This window comes from Mesorhizobium sp. M0152 (assembly GCF_040322415.1).
Lineage (GTDB): Bacteria > Pseudomonadota > Alphaproteobacteria > Rhizobiales > Rhizobiaceae > Mesorhizobium.
This window is the reverse complement of sequence record NZ_JAMYTH010000001.1, coordinates 315137-329376: the sequence shown is the minus strand read 5'-3', so window position 1 is coordinate 329376 and position 14240 is coordinate 315137. Positions and strand designations below refer to the sequence as shown.

Annotated in this window: 14 protein-coding genes; 1 reads left to right on the top strand and 13 read right to left on the bottom strand. The window is 61.2% G+C overall.

The window, feature by feature from the left end:
* Window positions 1-327: 327 nt before the first annotated feature.
* The 6 genes from NKJ26_RS01655 to NKJ26_RS01630 form a co-directional block, all read right to left on the bottom strand.
* The gene (locus tag NKJ26_RS01655) at window positions 328-1293 is read right to left on the bottom strand and encodes a rolling circle replication-associated protein (RefSeq protein WP_502903070.1); all 966 of its coding nucleotides are present in this window, start codon (window positions 1291-1293) and stop codon (window positions 328-330) included.
* A 268-nt stretch (window positions 1294-1561) separates the two neighbouring features.
* Window positions 1562-2068: a M15 family metallopeptidase gene (locus tag NKJ26_RS01650; RefSeq protein ID WP_352693189.1), complete on the bottom strand. Its 507-nt coding sequence runs from the start codon at window positions 2066-2068 to the stop codon at window positions 1562-1564.
* Window positions 2069-2169: 101 nt separating this feature from the next.
* Window positions 2170-2835, bottom strand: coding sequence for a hypothetical protein (locus NKJ26_RS01645; RefSeq protein ID WP_352693187.1), 666 nt, complete (start codon window positions 2833-2835; stop codon window positions 2170-2172).
* A gap of 62 nt (window positions 2836-2897) precedes the next feature.
* Window positions 2898-4550 carry a hypothetical protein gene (locus NKJ26_RS01640; protein ID WP_352693185.1) on the bottom strand — a complete coding sequence of 551 codons (1653 nt, stop codon included), beginning with the start codon at window positions 4548-4550 and terminating at the stop codon, window positions 2898-2900.
* A gap of 162 nt (window positions 4551-4712) precedes the next feature.
* Complete coding sequence (locus NKJ26_RS01635) at window positions 4713-5429, bottom strand: hypothetical protein (RefSeq protein ID WP_352693183.1); 717 nt, start codon at window positions 5427-5429, stop codon at window positions 4713-4715.
* Between the two features lie 15 nt (window positions 5430-5444).
* The gene (locus NKJ26_RS01630; protein WP_352693181.1) at window positions 5445-5642 is read right to left on the bottom strand and encodes a hypothetical protein; all 198 of its coding nucleotides are present in this window, start codon (window positions 5640-5642) and stop codon (window positions 5445-5447) included.
* A 164-nt stretch (window positions 5643-5806) separates the two neighbouring features.
* Here NKJ26_RS01630 and NKJ26_RS01625 point away from each other — a divergent pair, with 164 nt between their 5' ends.
* On the top strand, window positions 5807-6556 hold the full coding sequence (locus NKJ26_RS01625) for a GNAT family N-acetyltransferase (RefSeq protein ID WP_352693179.1): 750 nt from the start codon (window positions 5807-5809) through the stop codon (window positions 6554-6556).
* 13 nt (window positions 6557-6569) lie between these two features.
* Here NKJ26_RS01625 and NKJ26_RS01620 read toward each other — a convergent pair whose 3' ends face one another.
* The 7 genes from NKJ26_RS01620 to NKJ26_RS01590 all read right to left on the bottom strand — a co-directional run bounded on the left by NKJ26_RS01620 (window position 6570) and on the right by NKJ26_RS01590 (window position 14177).
* Window positions 6570-7388, bottom strand: coding sequence for an MBL fold metallo-hydrolase (locus tag NKJ26_RS01620; RefSeq protein ID WP_352604359.1), 819 nt, complete (start codon window positions 7386-7388; stop codon window positions 6570-6572).
* 3 nt (window positions 7389-7391) lie between these two features.
* Window positions 7392-8180 (bottom strand): TatD family hydrolase, encoded by a 789-nt coding sequence (locus NKJ26_RS01615; protein ID WP_352693177.1) that lies wholly within the window; start codon window positions 8178-8180, stop codon window positions 7392-7394.
* Window positions 8180-9730, bottom strand: a complete 1551-nt coding sequence (gene metG / locus NKJ26_RS01610) for a methionine--tRNA ligase (protein ID WP_352693176.1) — start codon at window positions 9728-9730, stop codon at window positions 8180-8182. The genes NKJ26_RS01615 and metG overlap by 1 nt, the downstream gene beginning before the upstream one ends.
* A 137-nt stretch (window positions 9731-9867) precedes the next feature.
* Window positions 9868-10923: a DNA polymerase III subunit delta' gene (locus NKJ26_RS01605; protein WP_352693174.1), complete on the bottom strand. Its 1056-nt coding sequence runs from the start codon at window positions 10921-10923 to the stop codon at window positions 9868-9870.
* Window positions 10920-11594, bottom strand: coding sequence for a dTMP kinase (tmk, locus tag NKJ26_RS01600; protein WP_352693172.1), 675 nt, complete (start codon window positions 11592-11594; stop codon window positions 10920-10922). Before tmk ends, NKJ26_RS01605 begins: the two co-directional genes overlap by 4 nt.
* A gap of 82 nt (window positions 11595-11676) precedes the next feature.
* On the bottom strand, window positions 11677-12840 hold the full coding sequence (locus tag NKJ26_RS01595; protein ID WP_352693170.1) for a D-alanyl-D-alanine carboxypeptidase family protein: 1164 nt from the start codon (window positions 12838-12840) through the stop codon (window positions 11677-11679).
* Window positions 12841-12938: 98 nt separating this feature from the next.
* Complete coding sequence (locus NKJ26_RS01590; protein ID WP_352693168.1) at window positions 12939-14177, bottom strand: septal ring lytic transglycosylase RlpA family protein; 1239 nt, start codon at window positions 14175-14177, stop codon at window positions 12939-12941.
* Window positions 14178-14240 lie beyond the last annotated feature (63 nt).

Here is a 14240-nt window from a genome sequence, read left to right as displayed (position 1 = left end):
CTGCTAGGGGGCTTGCAGCCCCCTGTACCCCCGCAAGGGCAAGAGGGTGAGGGGAGTTTTTTATCTCAGTTTTTTTCGCTCTTCTGACGGATGATCCGGGCCGCGGGGCCAATGTAGAGATTATGAGCCGCGAGCGGTTGCGCTTGCCGCTTTCAGACGGCGCTAAGAGCCCAGCCGCTATGCGGCTGTCGTGCGTTGCACGCAACCTATCCAAGCGCGCGCCACGCTCAGGGAGCGGAGAGTACTGCATGGCAGGCATGCTAAGCGGCTTTGGATGGAAGAAGGGCGAGGGGACGCCGCGCTCTAATTTTGAGCGCGCGCCGAACGCTACCCGCCGCGAGAGCGTCGGAGATAATTCGCGTCGGGCATAGTCCCTCCGTGGCGGATCGCTTCGCTTTTCCCGCCGTTCCTTCTTTTTCCGATTTTCGTATCCCATGTCGCATCCCCGTCCGAGTTTGAAGAAAACCATAACCGTCCGGTTATGGTGTCCGAGTAGTAGCAATTGTGGGACTCGCTGAATAGTGGCACGGAACCACCTGGGGGCGGTCCTAGCGGCTTGAGGCCGCGAGCGCCACGAGGCTGCAGCACTTCCGGAGGCATGACCGTGTTGCGGTCAATCCACCAGTCAATGAGATCGGAGTGAGGCCAGCGGTCGTTGCCGTGGACCTCTTTCCAAGCATCTACGAAGGCTTGTAGGAATATCTGACCGGCAGAGCTTTGTTTCGAAAGATAGAACTTTTCGGGCAGGCCGGTTTTAGAATTCAGCACATCAGGGAACCAATAGAAATTGTCCCGAGGGGAGACCCCTTGCTGTGCGTAATCCATCGCGAGTTTGCGGAAGTAGGGAACACCGATAGCCGGGTTCTTTGACAGGACGAATTTCGCCTGCTTCGCCTCATCAGACCCAAGGTCTTTGTAGAGGTATTTGACGCAATAGCGGATGGATGCATTGGAGGCGATCTCCCATTGGGAGAAGCCATGAGGCCAATGCTTTTCATCAATGCGAGCATTCAGGAAAATTTCCGGAGGCTCAGATTGATAAAATAAGATCAGATGCCAGTGAGCGCGGCCTTTCTTCGAGCCGTACTCACCTACTGCGAAATAACGAAATTTGTGTCCGCTTTTGCGGAGACGTTTTAGGTATTTCTGCACATCTGAATAAGTCAGCACTTCCGACGAGGGAGTGAGCCCACCCCCATAGGTCAATGTAACAAACCGGTTTGCTACGGAAGTACGACTTTCAGCAATGCACCGGCCAACCCAATCTTGGGCACGGACCGAGAAGCATTGCATACATTTACGACACCCAACGGCTGAACCGTCCGGCAGAGTGCGGGGACTACTGCACATAGGGACGATCCCCGTTGAGAGTGTCAGTAATTGCACTATACGACGAGAAGCGGGTGCGGGTGCGGCGCGCGCGATAAATCGCGCGACACCGCAAATCAAGAGGCTTGCTTTCAGAAATCGACATTTCTTTTTTCTCCCAAGTATAGGCGCAGAGACGCCGACCGGATCATTGCTGATCCAGCCGGAGTTATTGAGTTACGCTAGACGCTTACTAGAGAAGGGTACGCCACCGGCGCATTTCCCAATGCGCGGGATCGTAGATGGTTTCCCAGTCGCCGCCCCAGTCGATACGCAACTGGTTACGAGCGGCGACGTCCTTCCCGATATGGCCGATGACGGCCCATTCGCGGCGGGTCAGGTCCCACGCGCGGCGGGAATGGACGATATCAACAGCCATGCCGAAGTTATGCGGGCTTTCGCCCGCCTGTGCACGGCTGTTTCCTGCCGCGTACGCGGCATCCTGAGCGGAGCTAGACCTTATGAAGGCGAAGGCGAACATAGGGACGCCAAGCGCGCGTAGCTGGCGCTGGAACGCGTCATGGAACTTGACAATTTCCGGCCTGGAGCCTTCGCGCGAGGCGCGGAGTTGCTGACTGGCGTATTTCTCGCCCATCATAAAAGCGCGATCGCGCAGGCCGAGTAGAACAGTCTCGTTTTCGGGCGAAGCCTCACGAGGAGGCAGGAGCGGGGCAGCGCCCGCGAGAGCCTTGAGAGGCATGGGAGGTTCCCTTCCACGTTGGAGATAGAGACGGATTGAGACGGCAGCGGCCCGAGCGCGAACGCCCGAGCCGCCAGTTTCACCAGTTGCCGACATCCGGCTTATTCGCCGTCGAGGCCAGTCGGTTCATCACCCGACCCGCCTGCGGGGTCGGCAGGAAGTACGGGTTTTCCTTTCCCGGCCCCATCCGGCCCCGAGGCCTTGCCGGTTTTGGCTTGAGGGTCGCTTGGTAGTTTTTCACGTTTCTGAGCCGCTGGCTCATGAACTCCGTCGCCATCGTCTTCCCTTCCAGTTGGCAGCGCCGACAGCCGGCGCGCGATTTCCTCATCCATGGCCGCCATGCGGGCATTCATGTTTTGGTTCATGAGGAATTCCATATATTCGACCTCAGGATTACGCTGCCTGCGGTGCGCGACCTTGAGGAAGCTTTCGCCCGGATGCGCGGCTTCGAGATCGAAGCGCTCATATTCCGGCGTCGAGAACGCCAGATGCTCGCCCGCATCGATATCCGGGATGAGAGCGAATTCGCTGCGATCCACGGAGAGCTCGATTGTGGACATACCGGCAGGCGTCATGCAGAGAAATTCTTGCTTGACTTCGCCATCGGCCGTCACGCGGTCGATTGCCCAAAAGGTGGGAGCCGAAGCGCGGACATCAACACGGACGAACCGCGCCTTGTGACCGCCGAAGCCGATCTTGTCGCCAGCAGCGACAAAGGTCCAACGCCCGACATCACCGACGCGGACGATATTTTGAGTAGCAGACATGCTTTTTTTCCTTCGAATTGAGGTGAGGGCAGGTGAGGGGGCATCAGCGCCCCCCTGCCCCGTTAAGACTGGACGATGCGGGTTTGATCGACCTTGGCGAGAACCTTGGCGTAATCGTCAACGGACTCGACCAGCGGCGGGCCGAACACGGTATTTCCCTCGATCAGGAAATCGCCCTGGCTGGTGCATTCGAACGGGTCCTGATTGGTGACCACGAACACGGAGGTGTTCATATTCGTGCACAGGTAGAAGTCGGGGCCGAGGACCGGATCAGCGGTTTCCACCGCCCAGAGGCGCTGACGATCTTCATCGAACGCGCCGCCCGGAGTGGGCTTCCAGAACTTACCGCCGATGCGCGGCTGCATCACATTCCAGCGATAGTTGAGCGGGGCATAGCCGAAGGTACCTGCGGGCACAGTGTGAGCCGTATCGACATAGCGATTAGGCACCGCCTCGACCTTCTCAGGGTCGAGCGTATCGCGCAGGTAGTGAGGGAAAGCGCCGCCCGTATTGCCGTTCACGCCAGCCACGACCGGATAGTGGTACATCGGATCGGCCTGCCGTTCGAACATCTGTTCTGGCGTGATTTCGGCGACCACCATAATGATGCCGCCGACCGGAACGCGCGGAGTCTGGATTGCCATGTCAACCATCGTCGCGCCGTTGACGACGCTTTCGGTCAGATTTGCAGCGTCCGACGCATAGCGCTTGGACATGCCGAAAATAGTTGTCTGCTCACCGAGCAGCATGGGTTGACGCAACGCCTGCTCTGGAATGGTCAGACCATCCATAAGCATGTTGATCAGGTAGTTGTCGTCCAGCTCGTTGAACTGGGTGCGCAGCTTGGCAAATGCCTGCGTCTGCTTTGCCATTTCGATGTTAGCGAGCGACACGGTAATGCCGTTTGCCGCCAGTTCCGCGAAGATTTGCGGAACGAACGTTGCAGCCGTCGTGCCGGTACCCTTGACGTGCAGCGCGCTGGTCGCATGGGTCGCCACCGACGGGTTATAAGACGCGGCACCGCCGCCCGTCTCCTTTACCGCAACCGCCGAACCGTAAGGCACCACGCCCGACGAGGCGGCGAAGCCGAAGCCCTTCACGGGCAGTTGCGTGTTGACGACGTTCAACGCCACGTTGCCATCGAGCAAAGCTTGGTCGAAGTCGGGCACGATGTGCTTGAACTGCTCGTGCCGCCAGAAGGCCGGAGCAAGAGACTTGTCGGTCAGAGCGCGGATATTCAGATCTGGCGAGCGGTTTTTCGCCCGGAAATTCCAGATTTCGTTATACGCCTCATGATAGGCGGTCGTGACCACGTCGCCGGTCTTGGCATGAAGGCCGAGGTAGACCTTGATATCGTCGGCGGTCACCGAGTTGTGCGTTTCGCGCTGGACGAACGGCTGGACGGGTCCGCCAGCGTATTGTTCCGTTCCGTCATAAGCGCGATTTACCGCGTCGACTCCGTCGAAGCGTGTAAACGCAGACCAAGGGACGAGGTACGCTTTCACCGAGACATAGACGGCATTCATGAGAATTTCCGCCGTTTCCATCATCTCGAAGGTGAAGCGGAGCCGCCCCGACTTGATGGCATCTTCACGAAGAAGCGGCACGGCAGCGATGGGAACCATCTTGCCAGCGGGGAGGGAGGTTATACCCCGCGCAGTGTGAACACGGTTCGACCGGTTCACCATGATCGGGGTTGTGAGCATCCGGTTCATACGGAGCATATCCCCCGACTGCGGAGCGATTTCAGCGGAGCTTGGGCGAGTAGCCATTTAATCGACCTTTCAGAGAGCGCGTAGTGCGCGTTGCTTTTTTGGAGATTGCCCGGAGCGTCCGAGCGACGGCCTGGCGCCGCCGTGCACAGGCGGCGCACGGCATCAGTTCAGACCCCAAGGGTTGATCATCGGGGGGAGGGTGAACATATTCCCCCCCGGCTGATTGCCGGACCCCGGAGGAGCGAACCATGGGTTCGCATCGGTGCGAGGCCCCTTGAAGAAGCCCCGCACGGCCTTGCGACCATCCGCGAACACGGTATCGGAACCCGGCCACATGCGCCGGATATTGGCGTCTAGGTCGGCACCGATATTGAGTACGCCGCCAGCCCATCCGCCGAAGTCCGAATAGCGGGCTTCCCATGCATCAGCATCGGCGAACGTGTCGTCGATGACGCCCCGATTAACCATCGGGTTAGTTGCCTGCACCTTGCCGGGGGCGAGGGTCAGGCCAGCCGTTCCCGAATTGCGAAGCACCGGGCCGGAAGGCGTGGACGCCGTCCGGTTGTAAGAGCCGGATTGAGCGTTGAGGTTATTTATTTGAGCCTCAACATACCGGCTTTCTTGATCACGCTTCGCATCCGCGAACGGATCAAAATTTTGTAGGAAATTCCCGGCAGTAGACAGAGCGGCTGACAAGCCGCCTGAGCCGGGGGAGGTGGTAGAAGTGAACCCGGCAGAGCCACCGTTGCGGATGGCAGTTAGCGGGTTGAAGCCCGCAGCCTCGCTGTCGCGAACCATGCGGGCGTAATCGACGTGTGAGGTGGTTTCTTCCTTTTTACCACCGAGCAGGCTTCCGAGGATGGAAGCGCCTGCGCCCAAAAGCGCCCCGATGAATTAGGCTCCCTCCTTAACGTCGGGGGTCAGCCATCGGGTGCAGAGATCGACCGCCACCAGAACAACGGCGGTTAAGCCGTTGATAAGCTGGTCGGTTAGATCACCGTCCATTCCTTTGGCGAGCAGATAAGCGGCGAGGGCCGTCCCAATCCGGGTCACCAAAGGGGTAAGGACATGACGAAGAAGGATAGCCTTCACTTTCGTTTTCCTTTCCTTTGCCGGTTCGGTTCACCTTCGCTTTTAGTAGAGTCGCATAAGATAGATTATGGAACTGTCGCGTTGGGCTAAGACTGGAAATTGCCGATGTAATTTCATCGGACCGCGTGTTGCTTTGGTCCGTCTGGCAACGCTAGGCTGCCGGCATGACGAGGTCAAATCGAGCGATTGAGTTTGCGATCGAGGTGTTCGTGCACGGACACAGCGCTGGAAAGAGCCGTACCTTTCCTTACGAGGCAAGTCGCGTTGGGCCCTTGTGGTTGATGCGCGATGCTCCGCGTAAGAATCCTCGCGATTACCGCAAGGAGGAATGGATTGCGTATGACGTCGCCGCCGAGGACGTCGATGCGATTGCGCGGCAGCACACGCGCGGAAGCTTCCATGTGGGCGCCACGATCGCGACAGCGGAGCCACACGAAGCCACGAAAAGCGCGTACAAGGCTCTCGGCTATCGACTGCTCGGCACGGAAGGCTTCTTCGTGCGGCGGATGGACCAGATCCCAAGGACGCCGCCGGCTGCCGCTTCGATCGAACGCGTGCGCACAGCCGAGTTGGCGGCCCAATTGGGAAAGATCACGCGCACCCGGCCGATCTCGGGCAATTTGTTCGGCGATGACGCTCCGTTCCGTCAATATGTAGCAATCGATGGAGCGGACATCGTCGGGCGCGTGCGCAGCGTGGACGCTGTCGGAGCTACGTGGTGCGCGGACATGTATGTCGCCCCCTCGCATCGACGCCGTGGCATCGGCCGGGCGTTGCTCCTAGGAATGTTGCGAGACGATCAGGCTCATGGTTCGAAGTGTTCGGTGTTGACCGCCACCCACACAGGGGCGCTTCTGTACCCTCGTGTTGGCTATGAACGGATTGGGACGCTGTTCATGTTCGGGCCAAGATGAAGGCTTCTTTCTATCATCCAGATCCATAAGGGATTTCGATCGGCATGCCGTCATATGCCGGCTCGACGTTGGCTGGCGTCTCAGCCATCACCGTGGCGTAGTCTAGCGGCACATGCATATGCGTCAGCACCGCTCGTTTTGGCGTCAGGCGCTCGATCCAGCCAAGCGCTTCGCCAAGCGACAGGTGGCTCGGATGCGTCTTGTATTGCAGCGCATCGATGATCAGAACGTCGAGGTCGCGCAGCCGCTCGGCGGTCGCCGGCGGGAAGTCGCTGATATCAGGGCAATAGGCGAGCGTTCCGACGCGGAAGCCGAGCGATATGATATCGCCATGGACCTGCGGCAACGGCTCGAGGGTGAGGGCACCCCCCTCTCCTTCGATGACCACCGGTCTGGCGTGGTCGATGAGATGCGCCTTGACGATCGGCGGATAGGAACTGCCCGTCGGCGTCTCGAAGCAGTAGCCGAACGCCTGGCGCAGCCGCAGCATGGTCGGCTCGTCGGCGTGGATATCGATCCTTTGACGCTGATCGAGAACGAAACCGCGCAGATCATCGATGCCGTGGATATGATCGGCGTGCGGATGCGTGTAGACGACCGCGTCGAGGCGCCTCACGGAGGCCATCAGCATCTGCTGGCGGAAGTCGGGTCCGGTGTCTATGACGACCGTGGTGCGGGCACCGCTGGCGGCAATCCGCTCGACCAGGGCCGCGGTGCGCATGCGCCGGTTCTTCGGCTCGTCCGGGTCGCAATTGCCCCAGTCGCCGGTGATGCGCGGCGTACCTGGCGACGAGCCGCAGCCGAGAATGGTGAGGCGCAGCCGGTCGGTCATCGTTCAGGCGCTTTGCTTGGCAGGCATCTTGCCGAACAGCCGGAAGAAATTGTCCGTCGTCAGATCAGCGATTTCAGCCTCGCTGACGCCGATCGTCTCCGCCAGCACCTTGGCGGTATGCGCGACATAAGCCGGTTCGTTGCGCTTGCCGCGAAACGGTATCGGCGCCAGATAGGGCGCGTCGGTTTCGACCAGCAACCGGTCATGCGGCAGATCTGCGGCGATGGCGCGCAGTTCAGCCGAGTTCTTGAAGGTCAGGATGCCCGAGAACGAGACGTAGCCGCCCAACGCGACACCGATTTCGGCCAGCCGGCGCCCCGAGGAGAAGCAATGCAGGATGAAGGGGAAGGCGCCCTTCCCTGTTTCATCCTTCAGAATGGCGGCCATATCGTCATCGGCATCGCGCGAATGGATGACCAGCGGCAGCCCTGTTTCGCGCGCCGCGGCGATGTGATTGCGAAAACCCTGCGCCTGCGCATCGCGCGGCGCCTTGTCGTAGAAATAATCAAGCCCGGCCTCGCCGATCGCCACCACTTTGGGGTGGCTCGAAAGGCGGATCAGCTCAGCCGCCGTCACGTCCAGTTCTTCCGCGGCATTGTGCGGATGGGTACCGACCGAGCAGTAAACGTTGTCGAAGGTCTCTGCAATTTCAAGGATTTGCTGAAAGCGCTTCACGCGTGTCGAGATCGTCACCATGCGGCCGATTCCGGCCGCCAGGGCGCGGGCGACAATGGCCGCCCGCTCTTCGGCGAAATCTGGAAAATCCAGATGGCAGTGGCTGTCGACGAGCATCAGGCGCTCGCGTCCGTCTGTTCGACATAGCGAGGAAACACGCCCTCGGGCACCGGCAACGCAGTGCCTGGCACCAAGGCATGATCGGCGTGGACATGCGCGAAATCGCGCTTGTCCGGCGCCACCGCCAGCAGGTCGAGCAGCTTTATGGCCGATCCCGGGATAAAGGGCCGGCACAGAACCGCCACGCGCCGCACCACCTCGGCGGTGGTCCACAGCACCGTTTCCATGCGTGCCGGATTGGTCTTCTTCAGCGCCCACGGCTCCTGCCCGGCGAAGTAACGGTCGGCTTCCGCCACCACGTCGAAGATCCCCGCCAGTGCCAGATGGATGGCTTGCCCGGCCATCGCCTTGCGTGCCGTGGCAAGAGCCGCGGCCGCCTGGTCGAGGATCGCCTTGTCGGCTTCCGTCAGGTCGCCGCGCGCGGGCACCACGCCGCCGCAGTTCTTGGCGATCATCGACAGAGAACGCTGCGCCAGATTGCCGAGGCCGTTGGCAAGATCGGCGTTGGTGCGGTTGACGATCGCTTCATGACTGTAGCTGCCGTCCTGGCCGAACGGCACCTCGCGCAGGAAGAAATAGCGCACCTGGTCGAGACCGTAGTGCTCGACCATCGCGAACGGATCCACGACGTTGCCCACCGATTTCGACATTTTCTCGCCGCGGTTGAACAGGAAGCCATGCGCGAAAACGCGCTTTGGCAACTCGATGCCCGCCGACATCAGGAAGGCGGGCCAATAGACCGCGTGGAAGCGCACGATATCCTTGCCGATGATGTGCGTGGCTGGCCAATAGCGCCATTTCTCGGCCGCTGTGTCGGGATAGCCGGCGCCTGTGAGATAATTGGTCAAGGCGTCGACCCAGACATACATCACATGCTTGTCGTCGCCTGGCACTGGCACGCCCCATTTGAAGGTCGTGCGGGAGACCGACAGATCCTTCAGGCCGGACTTGACGAAACTCATCACCTCGTTGCGGCGTTCGGCCGGTCCCACGAAGTCGGGCTGGCTTTCGTAAAGCGCCAGCAATTTATCCTGGTAGGCGGAAAGCCGGAAGAAGTAGCTTTCTTCCTCGTTCCATTCGACGGGCGAGCCAAGTGGTTCGCGACGCACGCCGTCCTCGCCGACCACGGTCTCACCTTCATCGAAATAGGCTTCCTGGCGGACCGAGTACCAGCCGCTATAGCGATCGAGATAGATGTCGCCATTGGTGGCCATCGCTTTCCAGATCGCCTGGCAGGATTCATGGTGGCGTGGTTCCGTCGTGCGAATGTACTCATCATTCGAGCCGCCCAACGCCTCGGTCATCGCACGGAAAATCGCCGAATTGCGGTCGGCGAGCGCCTTTGGCGTGATGCCTTCCTTTTCAGCCGTTTGCTGCATCTTGAGGCCATGCTCGTCGGTGCCGGTCAGGAAGAACACGTCCTTGCCGTCCAGGCGCTGGAAGCGAGCCAGCGCGTCGGTTGCTATGACCGTATAGGCATGACCGATATGCGGCTTGCCGTTCGGATAGAAGATCGGGGTGGTGATGTAGAATTTGTCGCGTGACATGAATGAACCGTCATGAATGTCTGAATGGAAGGCGTGGCGGTGGATATCGTATCGGGGCGGCGATTGCCATCCCGATGCCATGCATGCCACCCAAAAGTGGCCCCGGGTTTGGGGCAACGGCATGCAAAAAGAAACCGTCACATTCGCATTGCAGAATTCAGGCGGTCGATCATGATCAGGGCGTGCTGCTTCTTGTCGAGATTGTAGGTCTCGGTTTCAGATATAGCGTCCAATGCCTCATGCCAAGTGTCCGACAGTGTTTTGGCTCGGGCGAGATCGCCCGCCAGCGCAGCCTGGCTTGCCGCGTCCGACAAAAGATCCAAAGCGCGACGGTTGAAGATATCGAACTGGATCGCCTGGTCGCGGCCGGCGACGGCCTCGGCAAGGCGGTAGGCTCCACCGATATCGCTCTTGCCGGCCGCGACCAGCGCGTCGAGGGTCGTGGCGATCTCCAGCCCGCCATATTGTGTCAAAAGGATCGCGTTGCGTGCGCTGCCCCCTGCCCGCTCGACCAGCGCCGCCCGTGCGGCCGGCTCGTCCGGCGGCGGCGGTTCGGCTTTTTCCAGCACTGCCAGCAGGTCGTCGGCGCCGAGCGGCGACAGGCGCACCACCTGGCAGCGCGAGCGGATCGTCGGCAACAGGCTGCCCGGCGCATGAACGATGAGAATGAACAGGGTTTTCGACGGCGGTTCTTCGAGATTCTTCAGCAAGGCATTGGCGGCATTGGCGTTCATGTCGTCGGCCGGATCGACGATGACCACCCGGTAGCTGCCGTCATGCGAGGTCAGTGACAGGAACCGGCTGACCTTGCGGATCTCGTCGACGGTGACGACGGTCTTGAAGCTCTTGGTCTTGTCGTTCATCGGACGGGTCAGATGCAGCACGCCGGGATGCGCCCCGGTGGCGATCTGGCGAAACAGCGACGAGGCCGGATCGGGAACGGCAAGGCTTTCCGGGGCCTGCTCGAAGGCTGGGTATTTGAGCAGATGATGCGCAACGTGAAAGGCAAGCGTCGCCTTGCCGATGCCGACCGGCCCGGCGAAAATCAGCGCATGCGGCAGTTTTCCCGATCGATAGGCGGCGGCGAGCATACTGGCCGCCTGCCCGTGTCCGATCAGCCGAGGCGTCTCCGAAGGTTCGGGCACGCCGTCTAGCGTGTCATGCTGTTCCGGCGCGATGCGTTCGAAGATCATACGGGCGCAACCTGCCTGCCGCGCGCGGGCGCCCTTGCCTCCAATGCCGCGAACACGGCAGCCGTGACGGCGTCCTCCACCGTGTCGGGATCGGCCGATGCGTCGACGACGATGCAGCGTTCCGGTTCGGCCGCTGCGATCGCCAGGAAGGCCTCGCGGCGGGCCCGATGGATATCGAGCGTCTCCTTCTCGAATCGATCGGCCACGTCGCCACTACCGCGCCGCAGCGTCGCTCGCCTGAGCCCCTCGGCCGGATCGATGTCGAATATCAACGTCATGTCGGGCATCATGCCATTGATGGCGACCTGTTCCAGGGTTTCCATGAATGCGGGGTCGATACCGCCGGTAACGCCTTGGTAGACGCGTGAGGAATCGATGAAACGATCGCACAGCACGATCGAGCCGCGCTCGACTGCCGGTCGTATGACTTGTTCGACATGATCGGAACGCGCGGCGGCGAAGAGCAGCGCCTCCATCTTCGGCCCGAATGGTTCGGCGGCACCCGAAAGCAGCACATGCCTGACCGCTTCTGCACCCGGTGAGCCGCCCGGCTCACGGGTAAGGAGGACATCGTATTTCTTGGCGCGCATCTTTCTTGCCAACCGCTCGATCTGCGTCGACTTGCCTGCTCCTTCGCCGCCTTCGAAGGTGATGAAAAATCCGCGCGCCAATCGAAAAGGCCTTTGTCCGTGCTTAAGTGGATGTTGCGCTCTAGATAGTCCGCGCCCGGCAAAAAATCCATGCCGTCGGCCGCTATCGCAGCCAGCCGATCGCCAGTTCCTTGACGGCGTCGAGAGAGCGTTGCGGCAGCGTGCCGACGCCGATCGATTCGGCGGCGAAAAGCGGCGTCTCCTGGCTCAGCGTATCGCCGATCCAGACCCGCAGCACGCCCACTGGCTGACCCGCCTCCACGGGTGCGGCAACCGGGCCGTTATAGACGATTTTTGCCGTCAGCTTGTCGCGGTTGGTGATGGGCAGGAAGATGTCGATCGGCCCATTTGCCTTCAGCGCCACGCCGGATTTCGCGCCGCCGAAAACCTGGGCCTCGCCGACCACTTCGTCCTTGGCGAAGATTTCGGTCTTCTCAAAGGAACGAGCGCCCCAGTCGAGTAGCTTGCGCGCCTCCTCGGCGCGCTCCTTGTCGTTGGCCAGCCCGCTCATCGCCGCGATCACCCGCGTGCCATTATGGCTGACCGAACCGACGATGCCGAACCCGGACGCCTCGCTCGCGCCGACCGCAAGGCCATCGGCGCCGATGTCCATTGTCAGCAGCGGATTGCGGTTCCTCTGCGAAATCTTGTTCCAGGTAAAATCCTTCAGGCCGTAGTAGCGGTAGAAATCCGGGTAATCGCGCCACAGATGCAAGGCGAGCTGTGCCAGTTCGCGCACGGTCGTCTGCTGGCCGTCGGCCGGCAGGCCGGTCGAATTGACGAAAGTCGATGTCTTGAGGCCGATCTGGCGGGCGCGTTCGGTCATTTGCGCGGCAAAATTGTCCTCGGACCCGGCCATGCCCTCGGCGATGACGATGCAGCCGTCATTGGCCGCCTGCACGGTCACCCCCTGGATCAGATCTTCGAGCCGGATCGACGATTTGAGCTTTGCGAACATCGTCGATGTTCCCGAAGGAGCACCGCCTTTGCGCCATGCATTTTCGCTCACCACGAAGGTATCGTCGAGCTTCAGGCGTCCGGACTTGATGGCGTTGAAAACCACCTCCATCGTCATCAGCTTGGCCATCGAAGCCGGCGGGATCGGCTTGTCGGCATCCTTGGAAAACAGCACAGTCCCGGTCTCGGCATCGATCATGAAGACCTGGGCCGCCTTGGTCTCGAAAAGCTGCGCGCGAGCCGGAGCCAATGAAAGCAGAAAGCCGAGCAGAAGAACCCCGGCGATAGGCGGAAGCAAGCGAAACTGCATGAAATTCGACCCGTTGGCCGGTTCCTCCGGCAAGCCCGCCGAACTATCAGGCTTTTTCAGCGGCGGATCAACTGTCCGGCGGAAAACCGGGCTGATGTTCAGTCGCGCACGGCCAGCGCATCGGGTGCGCCATGCGACCATGCCGCCTTCAGCAACTCGTCCAGGCTGCCGTGGCCATCCGGATAGAGATTGACCGCATACCAGTCGTTGCCGTCGAGATCGGAGCGCTGGATCTCGGTTCTGCCGAAAGGCTCGAGTGCGGCGGCAATGCGTTCGGCTTCGACGGCATCCTCGAAAGTGCCGGCGGCGACATAATCGGCGCTGGGCGACAACGCTTGCGGGCTGGAATTCTTCCAGGAGCGCAGGATGTCCGCGGGCGACATGCCGCTGTCGTCCAGCGCGGCGAAGACATCCGCGCGCCGCACGCGTTCATCCGCATAGGAGAGCGAGGCCGTCGCAAAGGGCGACTGCGGTGGGTTGATCTGCGGCCGTTCCGGCACCACCGGTCCGAAATCGGGCAGCACCACGTCGCCGAAGGCCGGCGACTGCGCCGACAGGGCCGGTTGCGCCGCGAATGCCTGTCCGGAATTCGTCAGCTGGCCCGGGAAAGCCGCGGCCGCCGCGCTTGCCGGCAGGCTCGGCGACGGTCCGTTCATGGCGACCATGACGCCGCTCGGCAGGCCGTCCGACGGATCGGGGCGCCTGTCGCCTGGATGGTAGGAGGCCACAAGATACTGGTCGTCATCGCCGTCGAGCGGCGCGCGCCCGACATATTCCACCTTCACCTCGGCGGTGCCGATATTGGCGTAGTCAAGCATCTCGGCCGCCCGCTGCGAAACGTCGATGATACGGCCCTCGTGATACGGGCCGCGATCGTTGACGCGTACGATGACCGAACTGCCGGTCTTCATATTGGTAACGCGGGCATAGCTCGGCAACGGCATGGTCGGATGCGCCGCCGTCAGATGCGTCATGTCGTAGACTTCGCCATTGGCAGTCAGCCGGCCGTGGAAGGCGTCGCCATACCAGGACGCCAGGCCAACCCTGGCGTAGTGCCTGTCTTCCTTGGGATAATACCACTTGCCGCGGACCTGGTAGGGCTTGCCGAGCTGGTCGCGACCGCCGCCACGCTGCAGGCGTCCGTTCCGGAAGGCCACGCGCGGGCTTGCCTTCACCCCATATTCGGATTCAGCGAAATATTCCTTGGAGCGAGGCTTGGGGTTCACCATCGCCTTCGACCCGGGCTGCGATGCGCAGGCCGCCAAAAGGGCAGCCGACACGGCAAACAATGCGGCCGTCGAAGCGCGACGAAGACGCGGGCGCGGCGTAGCCTGCATTACTCGATTGCCCCCTAAAGTCTCAACAAGGACGTCGCCGTCATTTCACCGGAAAGGCCAAAG